Below are 16731 nucleotides of genomic sequence, written 5' to 3'. Positions count from 1 at the left end.
GGTTTGAGTCTTTTGGCTTCGTCGCGCCTCCATCGCGCGATCCGGCCAGAGCACTCCTATCCGACGTCATGTTTTGAACGGGCCCGTCGCTGGGCCGTTTGGGAGAGTGCCATGACCGAACGTATCCAGGAATTCCTGCGCAACCGCCGCAAGGATGGCCTCGACACCGAGCCGTGCCTCGTCGTCGACCTCGAGGTCGTGCGCGACAATTACCAGAGCTTCGCCAAGGCGCTGCCCGACAGCCGCGTGTTCTATGCCGTCAAGGCAAACCCGGCGCCGGAAGTGCTGGCCCTGCTCGCCTCGATGGGCTCCTGCTTCGACACCGCGACCGTTGCCGAGATCGAGATGGCGCTGGCTGCGGGTGCGACGCCCGACCGCATCTCCTTCGGCAACACGATCAAGAAGGAGCGCGACATCGCGCGCGCCTTCGCGCTCGGCATCCGGCTGTTCGCGGTCGATTGCGCCGCCGAGGTCGAGAAGGTCGCCCGTGCCGCCCCCGGCGCGAAGGTGTTCTGCCGCATCCTCTATGACTGCGCCGGCGCCGAATGGCCGCTGTCGCGCAAGTTCGGCTGCGACCCGGAGATGGCGGTCGAGGTGCTCGACCTCGCCAAGCGCCTCCGGCTGGAGCCGTGCGGCATCTCCTTCCATGTCGGCTCGCAGCAGCGCAAGGTGAAGGCGTGGGATCGTGCGCTGGCGATGGCCTCGCAGGTGTTCCGCGACTGCGCCGAGCGCGGCATCAACCTGACCATGGTCAACATGGGCGGCGGTTTCCCGACCAAGTACCTGAAGGACGTGCCGCCGGTCGTGACCTACGGCCGCTCGATCTTCCGCGCGCTGCGCAAGCACTTCGGCAACCAGATTCCGGAGACCATCATCGAGCCGGGCCGCGGCATGGTGGGCAACGCCGGCATCATCGAGTCCGAGGTCGTGCTCATCTCGAAGAAGAGCGACGAGGACGAGGTGCGCTGGGTGTATCTCGACATCGGCAAGTTCGGCGGTCTCGCCGAGACCATGGACGAGTCGATCCGTTACGCCATCCGCACCCGCCACGACGGCGCGGACATGACGCCTTGCGTGCTGGCGGGGCCGACCTGCGACAGTGCCGACGTGTTGTACGAGAAGAACCCCTACCCGCTCCCGGTCACGCTCGAGATCGGCGACAAGGTTCTGATCGAGGGCACCGGGGCCTATACGTCGACCTACTCGTCGGTGGCCTTCAACGGCATCCCGCCGCTGAAGACGTACCACATCTGATCCGCCTCTTTGTCTGAGGCCTGACGAACCCGGGAGCCGGCTTGCCGGCTCCCCCCTCAACATCTCGATTTCTGACGACGTCTTGGACCGGCGTGCTGCCCGCACGTCCGTTCAAGCGGGGACTGATGCGCCATGACTGCTTTTCGGAAGCCACAGATCGCCCTCACCTCGAAAGCCGCTCCGTTTGCGATCCGCAGCGAGCGTGCCGTCGACGTCGCCGCCCGTGAGGCGCTGCTCGATGCCAGCTTTGGCGAGGACCGCCATGGCCGCACCTGCCAGCGCCTGCGCGACGGACGCGCGCCTGCCGCAGGCCTCGCCCTGTCGGCCGTGCGCGAGGGCAAGCTCGTGGGAACCGTGCGGCTGTGGCACGTCAGCGCCGGAGGCAGGCCCGCTCTGGTCCTCGGACCGCTGGCGGTCGATCCTGCCTGCCGCGAGCTCGGGATTGGCGCCGCGCTGATGCATCAAGCGCTGGCCGCCGCCCGGGCGCGCGGGCATGAAGCCGTGATCCTGCTCGGCGATGCCTCCTATTACGCCCGCTTCGGCTTCTCGGCGGAGAAGACGGCTGGGCTTTCGCTGCCCGGCCCGTTCGAACGCGACCGCCTGCTGGCGATCGAATTCACCGACGGCGCCCTGGACGGCGCCGAGGGGATGATCGTCCCGACCGGCTCGGCCCTGCCCAAACGGAGGTCGGTTCGCGGACCTGTGGCGCGCGCGGCCTGAGGGATCGCTTTCATCGCGGCGACCCGAGCCGCACTGAGCGGCAACGCCCGGCCGCGTCTGCGTCACGCCCGCTCCTTTAGGGTTGCGCAGGCGCCAGAAACGCCCTTTAACCCCGCGAAACATCCTTCAGTCGAGGCTCCAAACCATGCCCCGTCGCCTGATCTCCACCGGCTCTCCGCTCGAGAAGACCGTCGGCTACAGCCGCGCCGTGATCGACGGCGATTTCGCCTTCGTCGCGGGAACCACCGGCTATGACTACAGCACGATGACGATGCCGGCCGACGTCACGAGCCAGTCACGCAACTGCTTCAAGACCATCGAAGCCGCCCTGAAGGAGGGCGGTTTCGAGATGGCCGATATCGTCCGTGCGACCTACTACGTCACCGACACCAGCTACATCGACGCCCACTTCGCCGTCTGCGGCGAGGTTCTCGGCGACATCAGGCCGGCCGCGACCCTGCTGGTCGTCAGCGCCCTCGCCAAGCCCGAGATGAAGGTCGAGATCGAAGTCACCGCCAAGCGCCGCAGCGTCTGACAAGCGCCGCAGCGCCTGATCCACCCACCCTTTGCCTGCCAGCACGTTCCGGAGAAACCGTCCCATGAGCCCTCCCTCGCAGATCTACGCGAAGATCACCGGTCCCATCGTCATGGTCGGCTTCGGCTCCATCGGCAAAGGCACGCTGCCGCTGATCGAGCGGCATCTCGATTACGACAAGTCGCGCGTCACCGTGATCGATCCCAAGGACGAGGGCCGCAAGGCGCATTGCGAGAAGCACAATGTCCGCTTCATCCAGAAGGCCGTGACGAAAGACAATTATCGCGAATTGCTGTCTCCGCTGCTCACCGAAGGTGGCGGCCAGGGCTTTTGCGTCAATCTCTCGGTCGACACCGGCTCGACCGACATCATGGAGCTCTGCAACGAGCTCGGCGCGCTCTACATCGATACCGTCAACGAGCCCTGGCTCGGCTTCTATTTCGATTCGTCGAAGGGCCCGGAGGCGCGCTCCAACTACGCCCTTCGCGAAGTGACGCTGGCCGCCAAGAAGGCGCGCCCCGCAGGCTCGACCACGGCCGTCTCCTGCTGCGGCGCCAATCCCGGCATGGTCTCCTTCTTCGTCAAGCAGGCGCTGCTCAATGTCGCCGCGGATCTGAAGCTCAATGCCCCCAAGCCGAAGACCAAGGCCGAATGGGCGGATTTGATGCGGCAGGCCGGCATCAAGGGCATCCACATCGCCGAGCGCGACACCCAGCGCTCCAAGAAGCCGAAAGAGCCCGACGTCTTCGTCAACACCTGGTCGGTGGAAGGCTTCCTCTCGGAGGGCATGCAGCCGTCGGAGCTCGGCTGGGGCACCCACGAGAAATGGATGCCCGAGAATGCGCATACCCACGAAGCCGGCTGCGGCGCTGCCATCTACCTGATGCAGCCCGGCGCCAATACGCGCGTGCGCACCTGGTGCCCGACCCGCGGCGCGCAATACGGCTTTCTCGTCACCCACAACGAGTCGATCTCGATCGCCGATTACTTCACGGTGCGTGACGCATCAGGCACGGCGATCTATCGGCCGACCTGCCACTACGCCTACCATCCGGCTGATGATGCCGTGCTGTCGCTGCATGAGCTGTTCGGCCGCGCCGGCAAGATGCAGGAGAAGCACCACATCCTCGAGGAGGACGAAATCGTCGACGGCATCGACGAGCTCGGCGTGCTGCTGTTCGGCCACGACAAGAATGCGTATTGGTTCGGCTCGCAGCTCTCCATCGAGGAGACCCGCGAACTCGCGCCCTACCAGAACGCCACCGCCCTGCAAGTGACCTCCGCCGTGCTCGGCGGCATGGTGTGGGCGCTGGAGAACCCGAACGAGGGCATCGTCGAAGCCGACGAGATGGATTTCGATCGTCTCCTGGAAATCCAGCTGCCCTATCTCGGCCCGGTGAAGGGCTTCTACACCGACTGGACCCCGCTGACGGACCGCCCGGGACTGTTCCCGGAGGACATCGACACCAGCGATCCCTGGCAGTTCAAGAACATTCTGGTGCGGTGAGGGGCGACGCGTCCCGCCTCGCCCACAACTGTCATGCCACGCGAAGGCGGGGCATCCAGTACGCCGCGGCTTCTCGGCTCTGTCACAACTGTCTCTGCAATACTGGATCACCCGCCTTCGCGGGTGATGACACCATTTGTGTGGTGGCCGCCCTACTTCCTCTCAAGCGGCGGCGCGATCTTTTCCGCCGGTGCCGGCGGCAGTGCCGGCCTGGTCGCCGCGCCTTGCGTCTGCGGATCGGGGCGCGCGGGCTCAGGCGCCGGCGTGGTCGGCCGATCGCCGCCGGGCTTGGCCTCCGCTGGCACCTTGCTCTGCTCGTCGGACGGAGTTCCCTGAAGCGGCTGCGTCGCCTGTGCCATCTGCATCCGGCTCTCGGCGCGGATCTGGGCGAGCGACATCACCGACACCACGAGTCCCGCCGCGAACAGCGAGGCAGCGATTGTCAGGTCGAGACTCAGTCTGTGCTTGTCATGTTGGCCGGGCATGTCGATCACCGCCTTTATCCGCGGGATCAACGAAATCGACCGACCAGGGTTCCATCCTCGGCAAGGCGGCATCTGCCCGTCTGCGCGCCAAAACGACGCGCTCACTCGGTCGTGCTGGCTTCCCAGGTGGCATGGCGCACGCCGGGCAGATGCTGCAGATCGGTCGCCACGGCGTTCAATTCGTTCGGGTCGATCGCGCTCGCGACCAGCTTGGCGACGATCTCCAGCATGTCCTCGCCGATCTCGACGACCTCGACACCCGCCACGGGATATTGCGCACCCTCGAGCTTCTCGACGAGGCGGTCGCGCATGTCAGGCAAGGCATCGGCCGCGACCGCGAGCTTGAAATAGTAGGTCGCCTCCAGCGCCTTCTCGTTCAGGGGGATGCGGTTGATGGCATTGACCAGCGGGCGCAGCATGGTGTTGCCGGCGATGACGAAGACCGTCAACGCAGCCGCCTGCGCGATCATGTCGGCACCGGCGCAGGAGCCGACTGCGGCCGAAGCCCATAGCGTCGCTGCGGTGTTGAGCCCGCGCACGTCCATGCCCTGCTTCATGATGACGCCGGCGCCCAGGAAGCCGATGCCCGAGACGACATAGGCGATCACCCGGACCGCACCGTCGGCGCCGTCCAGCTGCATGGCGAGATCGACGAAGGCGGCGGCGCCGACTGCGACCAGAACATTGGTGCGCAGGCCCGCGGTGCGCTGGCGATATTGCCGCTCGGCGCCGATCAGCGTGCCCAGCACGAAGGCCGTGGTCAGGCTGACCAGCGTGTCGGCGAAGTCAGCAAGCTGGAAAGTCGTGAGAAATCGCATGGTCCCCTATACGGCTGGAACCATGACAGATCAAAGCTCGAGCAGGCCGCCGTCCCCATTTTCGTCGGCAAACGCCAGCAGCGTGCCCTTGGCGTTCCAGCCGATGGCGGCGACGGGCGGCGTGCCGTTGCGGCGGACCAGGATCTCGGCGCCGTCCTCCAGCCGCACCATCAGCACGGTGCCGTCGCTGTAGCCGGCGGCGAGGATGTCGTTCTTCGGATGGCAGGCGACGACCGAGACGCGGGCCTGCAGCGGCGCCAGCATCGCGGGCTCCTTGCCCATCGGACCGTCCTTGCTGCCGAACGGCCAGATGATGACGGTGTCGGCGCCCGAGGTGGCGAGGCCCTTGCCGCCCGCGCTCCACGAGATCGAGCGGACCCGGCCGGGATAGCCGGTCATGCGCATGTGCCTGTTGTCGGCGAGCCGCCAGCCGTGCAGCGCCGGCTCGTGCATCGCGGTCACCAGGAACTTGTTGTCCGGGCTGAAGGTGACCGCGTGATGCGAGCCCGCCCAGGGCAGGAATTCGGCGGACCCTTCCATGTTGGGAAACCACAGCGTCACGCCGTTGTAATGCGCGATCGCGAGCCGCAGGCCCTTGGGCGCGAAGGCGAGACCGCCGACGGTCGAGGGCACCTCGAGCGACTTCTCCTCGGCCTTGCCGCTCTTGACGGTCGCCGTCTTGCCGGCCGACCAGGCGAAGGCGCCGTCGGCGTGCAGCGCCACCGCATCGATCCAGCGCCGCTTCGGATCGGTGGCGAGCAGCGTTACCTCGCCCTTGGCGTCGAGCGAGACGACCTTGCCGTCGTCGCCGCCCATGACGAGGCGCTTGCCGTCGAAGGCAGTGGAGAGAATACCGCCACTGTGCACGGCGACCTTGGTGATCTCGCCCTTGGCGTCGACGAAGGCAACGTTCTCCTCGCCGCCGACGAAGGCGGCACGATCCCCGAGGAAATGCACCGAGGTCACGGCCATGCCGAGCGTGACAGGCTTGACGCGGTCGGTGACGGAGACGATCGAGGCGGAATCGGGAGGCGGCGTAAACTCTTTCATCACGAGACGATGCAGCTCTCGAAACCCTTGCGGATCGCCTCTTCCGGCAATTCGCGGCCGATGAAGACGAGGCGGCTCTCGCGCGGCTCGCCTTCCTTCCACTTCCGCTGGTGGTTGCCCTCCAGCATCATGTGGACGCCCTGGAAGACATAGCGATCGTCGTCGTCGTGGAACGCGAGGATGCCCTTTGAGCGCAGGATCTTGCCGCCCTCGACCTGCACCAGGTTCTGCAGCCAGGGCATGAACATATTGGGATCGAGCGGCTTGTCGGTCTTCAGCGACAGCGACTGCATGTCCTCGTCGTGGTAGTGCTTCAGGCCGTGGCCGTGATCATGATGATGATCGTGGCCGTGATGGTGGTGGTGATCATGGTCGTGGTCATGATCGTCGGCCTCCAGGAAATCCGGCTCGATATCGAGGATGCGGTCGAGATCGAACGCGCCGCGGTCGAGCACGTCGGCCAAGGCCACCGAGCAGCGCTCGGTGCGGTGCAGCTTCGCATAGGGGTTGATGGCGCGGATGCGAGCCTCGACCTCGGCAAGCTCGCCCTTGCTGACGAGGTCGGTCTTGTTCAGAACGATGACATCGGCGAAGGCGATCTGGTTCTTGGCCTCGGGCGCGTCCTTGAGCCGGTCGGACAGCCATTTGGCGTCGGCGACGGTCACCACCGCATCGAGACGCGCGTTCTTCTGCACGTCCTCGTCGACGAAGAAGGTCTGGGCGACTGGCGCGGGATCGGCAAGGCCGGTGGTCTCGACGATGATGGCGTCGAACTTGCCCTTGCGCTTCATCAGGCCGTCCATGATGCGAACGAGGTCACCGCGCACCGTGCAGCAGATGCAGCCGTTGTTCATCTCGAACACTTCCTCATCGGCGCCGATGATGAGGTCGTTGTCGATGCCGATCTCGCCGAATTCGTTGACGATGACGGCGTATTTCTTGCCGTGGTTTTCCGACAGGATGCGGTTGAGCAGCGTGGTCTTGCCGGCACCGAGATAGCCGGTCAGGACGGTCACGGGAATTTTTTGGGAGGTCGCTTCAGACATAACAACTCCGACTTCGGGCGATTTCCGCGCGACGCGAGGCGGGGTGGCCCCTGCCCTAATGGTCAAGCGCGCTGGTCAGGGCCTTTATATTGTGCCTGACCATGTCAATGTAAGTGGGTGCAGGCCCCTTTTCGCCGGTCAAGCCGTCTGAAATCAGGGTCCCGCCGACCTTTGCCCCGGTCTCTGCCGCGATCCGCCGGATCAGCCGGTCGTCGCTGATATTCTCCAGGAAAACAGCCGGGATTTTCTGGGCCTTGATCTGGCCGATGATGGCCGCGATGTCCCGGGCGCTGGGCTCGGTTTCGGTGGAAACACCCAGGGGGGCGACGAACCGGATACCATATTCGGCGGCGAAATAGCCGAAGGCATCGTGGGTGGAGATCACCTTGCGCCGCTCGGTTGGGATTTTGGCAACGGCCTCGCGGACCTCGCGGTCGAGCGCTTCGAGCTTTTCCAGATAGGCCTTGGCCTGGGTGCGAAAGAAGTCGGCTGCGTCAGGATCGGCCGCGGCCAGCGCGTTGGCGATATCAGCCACGTAAACCTTGGCGTTGGGGACGGACTGCCAAGCATGGGGGTCGGCGCTTGAGCCGAGCTTGAGCGGCGTGATGCCGGCGCTGGCGGTGACGACCCGCGCCTTGCTGCCGGAAGACTGCACGAGACGCGGCAGCCAGCCCTCCAGCCCGAGCCCGTTGACGATGACGAGCTTTGCCTCCGCGACGCGCTTCGCATCGGCGGGCGGTGGCGTGTAGACGTGGACATCGCTGTCGGCGCCGACCAGCGTGGTCAAATTGATCCTGTTACCGCCGACATTACGAACGAAATCGGCGAGGATCGAGAAGCTCGCGACAACGTTCAGCCGCTCCGCAGCCTGAAGTGGCGAGGCGATCAGCAGGAGCACGCAAAGCAGGATGGGCCGCATCGTCACGCCTCCAGATGCCGGCCGGGAAACATCTGCCGGACGACGCCGCCGACGCGGCCGAACAGGACGGAGACCACGTAGATCACGGTCGCGACGAGGATGATCGCGGGGCCCGACGGCACGCGGGTCTGGAACGACAGCACGAGGCCGGCATAGCCGGAAATTGCGGCGGCGACGACCGCGATGCAGATCATCGCGGTCAGGTCGCGCGACCAGAACCGGGCGATGCCCGCCGGCAGGATCATCAGGCCGACCGCAAGCAGCGTGCCGAGTGCCTGGAAGCCGTTGACGAGGTTGATCACGACCAGCGCGAGGAAGGCGAGGTGCGCGGGGCCACCGGCGCGGCTGACCGTGCGCAGGAACAAGGGATCGACGCTCTCGATCACCAGCGGACGATAGATCACGGCGAGCACCAGCAGCGTCACGGTGGCATTGAAGGCCACCACCAGCAGGGTCTGGTCGTCCATCGCGAGGATGTTGCCGAACAGCACGTGCAAGAGGTCGATATTGGTGCCCTTGATCGAGACGATGGTGACGCCGAGCGCCAGCGAGGCGAGATAGAAGGTGGCGAGCGAGGCGTCCTCCTTCAGCCCGGTCGAGCGCGCGACCACGCCGGCGAGGATCGCGACCGCAAAGCCTGCGATCAGGCCGCCGGCCGTCATCGCGAACAGATTGAGACCGGAGAGCAGGAAGCCCACCGCGGCGCCCGGCAGGATCGCGTGCGCCATGGCATCACCGACGAGGCTCATCCGCCGCAGCATCAGGAACACGCCGATCGGCGCGCCGGCCAGCGCCAGCGCGATCACGGCGGCGAGCGCGCGCCGCATGAACTCGAATTCGGTGAACGGGCCGATCAGCGCGTCATGGAGCATCGGATATCAGGCCGCCCGGGAGCTGATATCATCGGCGGCGCAGGCCGCGGCGCTGTCGTCGAAGGCCTCGCACATCCGCATCGCGACCAGCAGGTTTTCCGGCGTCAACACGTCCGCGGTCGGTCCCCACGCCACCGGGCCACGCGCCAGCACCAGCGTCTCGCTGAAATGGTTGCGCACCATCTCCATGTCGTGCAGCGCGGCGAGCACGGTGCGGCCCTCGTTGTGCCATTGCTTGACCAGCGCGAGCAGGTCGGCGGTGGTCTTGGCATCGATGGCGTTGAAAGGCTCGTCCAGCACGATCAGGCTGGCGTCCTGAAGCAGCACGCGCGCGAACAGCACGCGCTGCATCTGGCCGCCGGAGAGCGTACCGATCGGGCGATTCTCGAAGCCGTTGAGGCCGACGGACGCGATCGCACGGAGAATCTTTCCGCGCGCGGCCTTGCCGATGCCGCCGAACAAGCCGGCATCCCGCCACAATCCCGTGCCGACGAAGTCGAACACCGAGATCGGGAAGCTGCGGTCGATCTCCGCGCTCTGCGGCAGATAGGCGATGTCCCTGCTGTCGAGCCCGCCGAGATGGATGCTGCCGTCGAGCGGCTTGAGAATGCCGACGATGCCGCGCAGCAGGGTCGACTTGCCCGCGCCATTCGGGCCGATCACGGCGACCATCGCACCTCGCGCGACTTCGCCGCTCAGATGGTGCACGGCGGGATGCCGGTCATAGCCGAGCGTCACGTTGTGAAAGTGCAGTGCCGCCATCGTCACCTCATCGCCAGCAGGACCACGCCCCAGAGCACGGCGCAGACGGCGAGCGCAGCCGCAAGACGCGCGGCCACCGTCATGCGCAGGATCGACCAGGGCGCCGCCTGGGCGGGATGCGGCGAGGCGGCATCGTGGACATGGGCATGGCTGTGATCGTGTCCATGCCCGTGCCCGTGCCCGTGCGCATGGGAATGGCCGTGGGCATGGTCGTGATGGTGGACGGGGGACGCGGCGGGAACCATTGAGAGATGTTATATTATAACATTACTCCTGTCCATGACCCAGCCGTCATTCCGGGGCGATGCAGAGCATCGAACCCGGAATCTCGAGATTCCGGGTCCGGCTTCGCCGACCCGGAATGACGGTGCAAGCTCAGGGCTTGCCGATCACCATCGCGATGGCGGCGGCCACGAAGGGGAATGGCACCGAGACGGCACAGCGGAACCAGACGAAGCGGGCCGGCATGAACGGGATTTCCCACAAGATCACCCGCTGGAAGGCAAACAGGGCCCAGGCGACGACATAGGCCACCACCTGCGGCATCCCACCGCCCGACTTCAGCGCCACGGTGCCGATGGAGAAGCCGATCACGGGGCCGCCCGGCGTCGCCGCGCCGGCGACCACGGCGGTCGCAACGCCGAGCCAGCCGCTGTCCGGCCCGAGCCAGCCGGTGATCACCTCCTGCGGGATGATGGCGGCGATGTAGCCGGAGCCGATCACACCCAGCGCGATCCGCGGCACGATGTTGATGAAGTCCATCGAGCCTTCGCGCAACGAGGCTTTGAACACCGGCGGGCCGCGGCGAAAGGCGATCAGCCCGACGCCAAGCACCGAGCCCCACAGCAGGATGTCGATCAGAAGCGCGGCGCTCATGCCGCGTCCTCGTCGCTGGCGCGCTTCGGATAGAGCCGGACGTAGACGAAGCGGCCGAGCGCACCGGCCAGCACCGGCAGCGGCAGCGAGATCACGATCCGCCACAGCGTGAAGTCGGTGCCCATGATCGGGATCTCCCAGGCCACCGCCCGGCCATAGCCGATCAGGGTCCAGCTCACGACCATGGCGATGGTGGCGCCGAAATCGGCTCCGACCGCCAGCAACGCGCTCGCCACGGGATAGGCGGTGAACGGCCCGCCCGGCAGGATCGCGCCGAAGGCGGTGCCGATCAGAAGACCCATCAGGCCGGATTTCGGCCCGAGCGAACGCGAGACTTTTTCGTGCGGCAGGATCTCGGAGATGAAGGCCCCGAGCAGGCAGCCCGCGAGCACGCGCGGCAGGATGCCTGAGAACAACGAGAGATCGTGGGTCAGGATGTCGAGAACGCCGTCGGTGCCGTCACGCCGCCAGACCAGCGCTGCGCTCACCGCGACCAGAGCTGCGATGATGATGGTCGACCAGCCGATCGGCTTGCGCACCCGCCCAGGCCGCGGCTCGGAGTCTGCGTCCTCGGCAGGCGCCGGGTCTTTCGGGGAAGGTTCTGACAACGGGCTCGGGCCGGATCGAGGGGATGCTCGTTGTGATTAGAAGCGCCGGCCGCTCGATGCAAACGGAACGATCACAGGCCCATACGCGCACCGTGCAGGGCAATTCCGCACAGCAAAAAGGCGGCCGCGCTGATGCGACCGCCTTTTTGTCATTCCGGGGCGGCGCATCAGCGCCGAGCCCGGAATCCATCGGGCGTCACCCGAACGGATAAATGGATTCCGGGCTCGCGCTTCGCGCGCCCCGGAATGACAGGCTCACGCCTTCTCGAACAGGGACTCCACGTATTCCCAGTTCACGAGGTTCTCGACGAACGCCTTGAGATAATCGGGACGGCGGTTGCGATAGTCGATGTAGTAGGAGTGCTCCCAGACGTCGCAGCCGAGGATCGGGGTGGCGCCGTGCACCAGCGGATTCTCGCCGTTCGGGGTCTTGGAGATCTCGAGCTTGCCGTTCTTGACCTGGAGCCAGCACCAGCCGGAGCCGAACTGGCCGACGCCGGCCGCCTGGAAGTCGGTCTTGAACTTCTCGAAGCCGCCGAGGTCCTCGTTGATCTTCTTCTCGAGCTTGCCCGGCAGCTTGGTGCCGCCGCCATTGGGCTTCATCCAGCTCCAGAAGTGGATGTGGTTGTAGTGCTGGCCGGCATTGTTGAACACCGCGGGGTTCTTGCCGAACGAGCCCTTGACGATCTCCTCAAGGGACTTGCCTTCCCATTCGGTTCCCTTGAGCGCGTTGTTGCCGTTGGTGACGTAGGCCTGATGATGCTTGTCGTGGTGGAATTCCAGCGTCTCCTTCGACATGTACTGGCCGAGGGCGTCATAGGCGTAAGGGAGTGGGGGCAGCGTAAAGGTCATGGGTTCTTGTCCGCAACTGGTGGGGAACGAGTTCTAACGGTCACCCCTTATAGAAGGTTCCGTGGCCGTTAAATACCTCAGAATTTCGAAAACGCGTGACGGGGACGCTTGGCTCGATTGCATAAAATCGTCGCAGCACGCGGAGACCTCCGCGGTCCTGGTGGCTCGATGCAAAATATCATTGCCTTTGAGGCGCTTATGGCAGAACGAATGCCCCACGCACGGACCTTGCGAAAGACAAAGCCATGAGCATTGAGATCGACATTCTGAACGGCGACGCTTCGTGGCCGATCGCAAAGCCGCTGCTCAGCGCGGTCTGGGACCACGATGCGGCGGAGAAGCCGTCCTGGGCTCACGTCAAATGGGCCAATGCGGACCTCCGCGTGCTGATCGAGACGCCCGAGGACGGCCTGGTCTGCCATGTCGGCATCTACTTCCGCACCGTCACTTGGAATGGGCAGAAGGTCCATATCGGCGGCATCGGCGGGGTCTGCACCCGGGAGGACCGGCGCGGCCGCGGCTATGCGACCGTGGCGCTCGACGCGGCCGTGCACACCATCAGGGCCAACGAGGCCGTTCGCTTCGCGCTGTTGTTTTGCGAGCCCCACAATTTCGCGTTCTACGAGACCCGGAGCTGGCTGCCCTTCAAGGGTGAGGTTTATTGCGAACAGCCGGAGGGGCGGATCCGCTTCACCCACATGGCGCCCTACGTCTTCAACATCGTCCGCGCCCCGACGCTGGGCACCATCGACCTATGCGGCCTGCCCTGGTGAGCCCTGCGTGAGCGAGGGCTGGGCCGGCCGCCCCGCGCGCTTTAATATGTCAATCATCATTTAATATTCCACCCGGTGAACATGACGATCGACGCTCCCCTAGACGCCGTCCCGCCGCGGGGGCCGATCGCCTCCCCCATTGCGAGCCTGCTGACGGCGCCGATCCTGCCGACGCTGCTGCGGCTCGCGATCCCCAACATGATCGCGATGGTCGGCAGCACGCTGGTCGCGATCGCCGAGACCTCCTATATCGGCCGGCTCGGCACCATCCCGCTCGCCGCGATCGCGCTGGTGTTTCCGTTCGCAATGCTGACGCAGATGATGAGCGCGGGCGCGATGGGCGGCGGGGTATCCTCCGCGATCAGCCGCGCCCTCGGCGCCGGGGATCGTGACCGCGCCGCCACGCTGGCGCTGCATGCGGCCATCATCGGCCTCTGCGGCGGGCTGTTCTTCACGGTGATGATGCTCGTCTTCGGCCGCTGGTTCTTCACCCTGCTCGGCGGCCGCGACCGCGTCCTGGAGGAAGCCAGCGGCTATTCGCAGGTGCTGTTCTCCGGTGCGGTCGCGATCTGGCTCGTCAACACGCTGGCCTCGGTGATCCGCGGCACCGGCGACATGCGCCTGCCGTCGATGACGCTGATCGGAGCGAGCGTGCTCCAGGTCGTGCTCGGCGGCACGCTGGGTCTCGGCCTGTTCGGCGTGACGCAATTCGGCATGCCCGGCGTCGCCAGCGGCCAGTTGATCGCGTTCAGTTGCGCGGCGGTCTTCTTCCTCTGGTATCTATGGTCCGGCCGCAGCCGGCTGCAGCTCGACTTCCGCGCCTTCCATTTCGAGCGCGCGATGTTCCTGGATATTCTCAAGGTCGGCGCGGTGGCCTGCCTGTCGCCGCTCCAGACCGTGCTCACGATCCTGATCTTCACGAAGATCCTGGCGACCTTCGGCACCGAGATGCTGGCCGGTTACGGCATCGGCTCGCGGCTGGAATTCCTGCTGATCCCGATCACCTTCGCCTTCGGCATCGCCTCGGTGCCGATGGTCGGCCTGGCGATAGGCGCCGGACAGTTGAAGCGGGCGCGGCGTGTCGCCTGGACCGCGGCGGCGGCCTCCGGACTCACGGTCGGCCTGATCGGGCTCGTCATCGCGCTCGATCCCGCGCTGTGGGTTGCACTCTTTACGCAAGATCCCGGCGTCACGGCCGCGGCGCACAGCTATTTCCACTGGGCCGGTCCGGCGTTCGTGTTCTTCGGCGTGGGCGTGTCGCTCTACTTCTCGTCCCAAGGCGCAGCGCGCGTCGGCGGACCGGTGCTCGCCTCCACCGCGCGACTTCTCATCGTCGCGATCGGCGGCATCGGCCTCATGATGGCGCAGGCGCCGGCCTGGACCTTGTTCGCGCTGGTCGGCGGCGCCATGGTCGTGTTCGGCCTGTCGACCGCGGCCTCGGTCGCGTTCGCGCGCTGGGGTAAATGAGCGCGGGCAAGTAAGCGCAGGAACGTGCCACCGACAGCAAGAATTCACATCCCGCGCTCGCCAAGCGTCCGGGACACGGGAATCGGCTACGCCGTCATCGCCTTCAACGCCGTCGCTGCCGAGGCATAGCCGCCCCGGGCGCCGTCGATGAAGTGGACGTGGTCGCTACGCAGCGCCGAGGGCGTGAAGCAGGTCATCATCGCAGCGTCCTGCTGATGGAGGCCATAACGCACGATGCCGTCGCGGGCGGCGGCCGCGAGGCGACGGCTCAACGCGCGCTCGAGCTGCGGGGTGCAGTCGAGAATCATGCGCAGGCCGTCGTCATACTTCCTGAAGTCCGAGTTCTCGACGACCTGGCGCTTGTAGAGACTGGGCACGAAACCGCCGACCTTGATGTCGAAGCGCATGATCAGATAGGCGAACAGCGTATAGGCCAGCACGCTGGCTCGGCGCGCAAGCAGCGGGCCGCCGCGCCTGGAGCGGGCTTCGTAGTCCAGCCCCTGCGGCGGCCATTTCAGCGGCGGTCCCTGCGGCGGCACCGGACGGGCGCCGTCCGGGCTGCGCTCGACGAGATGGATGACGTCCTCGATCACCTTGCGGAAGGCATGCGGATCGACGCCACGCGCCGGCATCACCAGCACCGACAGGATCAGCCCGCGCGAGGCGGGCATCATCTCGAAGCGGCAGGACAGTCCGGACAGGTCGGGCTGCGTGCCCGCCGGCGCCTCGGCGAGCGCGAACTCGCCGCGCTTCATCGCCGCGTCGGCAAAGGCGAGTCCGCCACCGGAGAACATCGCATAGGACAGGTTCGCCGACGGACCAAAGCGCGCGACACGCACGTCGAGGCCCTGCGCGCGGATGGCGCTCACCGGCACCAGCGCGATCCGCATCCTCAGGTCGAGATCCTCCCGCACCCAGGTGGCGGTCGCGGCGAGCGCGGCGAGCGCCGCATCGAGATCGCCGGACGCGACCGCAAAGCTTGCGCCGTCGCCGCCGAACACGAAGGGGAATTCGCGACCCTCCAAGGCATTCGTCACTGCCGCGATCACGGCCGCGCCGGCCATGTTGACCGCCTTGTAGCGCTGCGCCGCGATCGCCTTGGTGGAATCGACGATGTCAGCAACGCCGATGCTCCAGTCCTCCGGAAGCGGCGCATAGAGCGCAGGATCCATCAGGCTGGTGAAGCCGCGAAAGACGGGAATGCCGCCATAGAAGGATTCGCCTGAGGTCATCGGGGATGCCGGATGGTTGGAATGCGCGACAGATACGTGGCAGGATCGATCCGGGTTCGCCGGCCGGCGGCCCCTTTCAATCATTTGGCCGAAATGGGCCGGAACGACAAGGTGCGGCCCCCGGCTATGCCGCAGGGGTCATTGATCGGCATCAAACGGCCCGCCGGGAAGTGCCGCTATCCTCGTTCAACTCCACGGCCTTGCATGGGATGATCGAAGGTGTCCGACTTCGGCGATAGGGACTCCACCTCTCCGGTCCGGCGGCGCACGGGCGTCGACCCGATCAGCGCGGTCAAGATGCCCGAGAGATTGACGGAAGCCGTCGATGCCTGGGCTGAAGCCCATCGCCTGACCCGCTCGGATGCCATCTGCAAACTGATCGAGCTGGGCCTGAAGTTCGCGCCGCCGGTGGTCCCGTCGGTGCATCCGGTCGCCTCGGACGCCACTCGGATCGAGGAGATCGCAGTCCACGAGATCGAAACGCTGCTCGATCCCGCGTTGCCGGAGGACGAGCGCGAGCGCCGCATCCGCCGCCTCACCGAAGGGCCGCCCGAATTTTCACACGAACGAATTGACCTGCCGAAGGACCCGCCGAAGCACCGGACGTGACGGCCAAAGCATGATCCGGAAAAGTACGCAGCGGTTTTCCGAAAAGATCATGCTTAAACAACAGCCTAAAGCGCTTCAGTGCAGCTTCTCATCCTGACGCTTGCGCGAGGTGTCGAGAGACGCGTCATGGCAGCCGACCAGGCGGACGAATTGCTGCGGGTACATCTCATAGCCGTGAGCGCCGGAATTCTGATGCGCCATCGGCGGGCAATGGACAACGTCCGGCTGGGCTTGCTCCGTCCGGCTCCGGATTGAAGCGGTCGTGTTTGGCATGGCCATGGACTGCTCCCTGTCGATTAGGGCAGATCGATTGACGTAACCCAATCGATTGCGAGGCATGTTACGA

At 65.9% G+C, this 16731-nt stretch carries 20 protein-coding genes; 7 read left to right on the top strand and 13 right to left on the bottom strand.

Features of this window, described 5'->3' with window-relative positions; translation table 11 throughout:
* The first annotated feature begins 111 nt into the window (after positions 1-111).
* The 4 genes from D6B98_RS24400 (at position 112) to D6B98_RS24385 (ending at position 4016) form a co-directional block, all read left to right on the top strand.
* Positions 112-1254: a type III PLP-dependent enzyme gene (locus D6B98_RS24400; protein WP_126259440.1), complete on the top strand. Its 1143-nt coding sequence runs from the start codon at positions 112-114 to the stop codon at positions 1252-1254.
* A 132-nt stretch (positions 1255-1386) separates the two neighbouring features.
* On the top strand, positions 1387-1974 hold the full coding sequence (locus tag D6B98_RS24395; RefSeq protein WP_126259439.1) for a GNAT family N-acetyltransferase: 588 nt from the start codon (positions 1387-1389) through the stop codon (positions 1972-1974).
* 145 nt (positions 1975-2119) lie between these two features.
* On the top strand, positions 2120-2509 hold the full coding sequence (locus D6B98_RS24390) for a RidA family protein (protein WP_126259438.1): 390 nt from the start codon (positions 2120-2122) through the stop codon (positions 2507-2509).
* A 64-nt stretch (positions 2510-2573) separates the two neighbouring features.
* A complete protein-coding gene (locus D6B98_RS24385) occupies positions 2574-4016 on the top strand; it encodes a homospermidine synthase (RefSeq protein ID WP_126259437.1) in 1443 nt (480 codons plus the stop codon).
* Between the two features lie 152 nt (positions 4017-4168).
* Here D6B98_RS24385 and D6B98_RS40085 read toward each other — a convergent pair whose 3' ends face one another.
* The 11 genes from D6B98_RS40085 to D6B98_RS24330 all read right to left on the bottom strand — a co-directional run bounded on the left by D6B98_RS40085 (position 4169) and on the right by D6B98_RS24330 (position 12304).
* The gene (locus tag D6B98_RS40085) at positions 4169-4501 is read right to left on the bottom strand and encodes a hypothetical protein (protein WP_164718828.1); all 333 of its coding nucleotides are present in this window, start codon (positions 4499-4501) and stop codon (positions 4169-4171) included.
* Positions 4502-4602: 101 nt separating this feature from the next.
* Positions 4603-5319: an MgtC/SapB family protein gene (locus D6B98_RS24375; RefSeq protein WP_126259436.1), complete on the bottom strand. Its 717-nt coding sequence runs from the start codon at positions 5317-5319 to the stop codon at positions 4603-4605.
* 30 nt (positions 5320-5349) lie between these two features.
* A complete protein-coding gene (locus tag D6B98_RS24370) occupies positions 5350-6369 on the bottom strand; it encodes a WD40 repeat domain-containing protein (RefSeq protein WP_164718827.1) in 1020 nt (339 codons plus the stop codon).
* The gene (locus tag D6B98_RS24365; RefSeq protein ID WP_126259434.1) at positions 6369-7415 is read right to left on the bottom strand and encodes a CobW family GTP-binding protein; all 1047 of its coding nucleotides are present in this window, start codon (positions 7413-7415) and stop codon (positions 6369-6371) included. The genes D6B98_RS24370 and D6B98_RS24365 overlap by 1 nt, the downstream gene beginning before the upstream one ends.
* A 55-nt stretch (positions 7416-7470) precedes the next feature.
* Positions 7471-8334 carry a metal ABC transporter solute-binding protein, Zn/Mn family gene (locus D6B98_RS24360; protein ID WP_126259433.1) on the bottom strand — a complete coding sequence of 288 codons (864 nt, stop codon included), beginning with the start codon at positions 8332-8334 and terminating at the stop codon, positions 7471-7473.
* A 2-nt stretch (positions 8335-8336) separates the two neighbouring features.
* Entirely contained in the window at positions 8337-9206 is an 870-nt protein-coding gene (locus D6B98_RS24355) for a metal ABC transporter permease (RefSeq protein WP_126259432.1), read from the bottom strand.
* A gap of 6 nt (positions 9207-9212) precedes the next feature.
* Positions 9213-9968: a metal ABC transporter ATP-binding protein gene (locus tag D6B98_RS24350; protein WP_164718826.1), complete on the bottom strand. Its 756-nt coding sequence runs from the start codon at positions 9966-9968 to the stop codon at positions 9213-9215.
* A gap of 2 nt (positions 9969-9970) precedes the next feature.
* The gene (locus tag D6B98_RS40940) at positions 9971-10213 is read right to left on the bottom strand and encodes a hypothetical protein (RefSeq protein ID WP_126259430.1); all 243 of its coding nucleotides are present in this window, start codon (positions 10211-10213) and stop codon (positions 9971-9973) included.
* Between the two features lie 130 nt (positions 10214-10343).
* Complete coding sequence (locus D6B98_RS24340; protein WP_126259429.1) at positions 10344-10844, bottom strand: hypothetical protein; 501 nt, start codon at positions 10842-10844, stop codon at positions 10344-10346.
* Positions 10841-11452 carry a permease gene (locus D6B98_RS24335; protein WP_126259428.1) on the bottom strand — a complete coding sequence of 204 codons (612 nt, stop codon included), beginning with the start codon at positions 11450-11452 and terminating at the stop codon, positions 10841-10843. Before D6B98_RS24335 ends, D6B98_RS24340 begins: the two co-directional genes overlap by 4 nt.
* 255 nt (positions 11453-11707) lie before the next feature.
* Positions 11708-12304 carry a superoxide dismutase gene (locus tag D6B98_RS24330; RefSeq protein WP_028134201.1) on the bottom strand — a complete coding sequence of 199 codons (597 nt, stop codon included), beginning with the start codon at positions 12302-12304 and terminating at the stop codon, positions 11708-11710.
* 245 nt (positions 12305-12549) lie between these two features.
* On the opposite strand from D6B98_RS24330, the gene D6B98_RS24325 reads away from it, so the two are divergent.
* Both D6B98_RS24325 and D6B98_RS24320 read left to right on the top strand, forming a co-directional pair.
* The gene (locus tag D6B98_RS24325) at positions 12550-13077 is read left to right on the top strand and encodes a GNAT family N-acetyltransferase (protein ID WP_126259427.1); all 528 of its coding nucleotides are present in this window, start codon (positions 12550-12552) and stop codon (positions 13075-13077) included.
* A gap of 81 nt (positions 13078-13158) precedes the next feature.
* Positions 13159-14544, top strand: coding sequence for an MATE family efflux transporter (locus tag D6B98_RS24320; RefSeq protein ID WP_164718825.1), 1386 nt, complete (start codon positions 13159-13161; stop codon positions 14542-14544).
* Positions 14545-14630: 86 nt separating this feature from the next.
* Here the strand turns inward: D6B98_RS24320 and D6B98_RS24315 are convergent, their stop codons facing one another.
* Entirely contained in the window at positions 14631-15776 is a 1146-nt protein-coding gene (locus D6B98_RS24315; RefSeq protein ID WP_126259425.1) for a DUF3095 domain-containing protein, read from the bottom strand.
* Positions 15777-15995: 219 nt separating this feature from the next.
* On the opposite strand from D6B98_RS24315, the gene D6B98_RS24310 reads away from it, so the two are divergent.
* A complete protein-coding gene (locus tag D6B98_RS24310) occupies positions 15996-16385 on the top strand; it encodes a hypothetical protein (protein WP_126259424.1) in 390 nt (129 codons plus the stop codon).
* Between the two features lie 75 nt (positions 16386-16460).
* Here the strand turns inward: D6B98_RS24310 and D6B98_RS24305 are convergent, their stop codons facing one another.
* Positions 16461-16664, bottom strand: a complete 204-nt coding sequence (locus D6B98_RS24305) for a hypothetical protein (protein WP_126259423.1) — start codon at positions 16662-16664, stop codon at positions 16461-16463.
* Between the last annotated feature and the right edge of the window lie 67 nt (positions 16665-16731).

Source organism: Bradyrhizobium sp. LVM 105, from assembly GCF_003957705.1.
Lineage (GTDB): Bacteria > Pseudomonadota > Alphaproteobacteria > Rhizobiales > Xanthobacteraceae > Bradyrhizobium > Bradyrhizobium frederickii.
The sequence above is the reverse complement of the archived record's forward strand: the minus strand, read 5'-3'. Positions and strand labels throughout refer to the sequence as shown.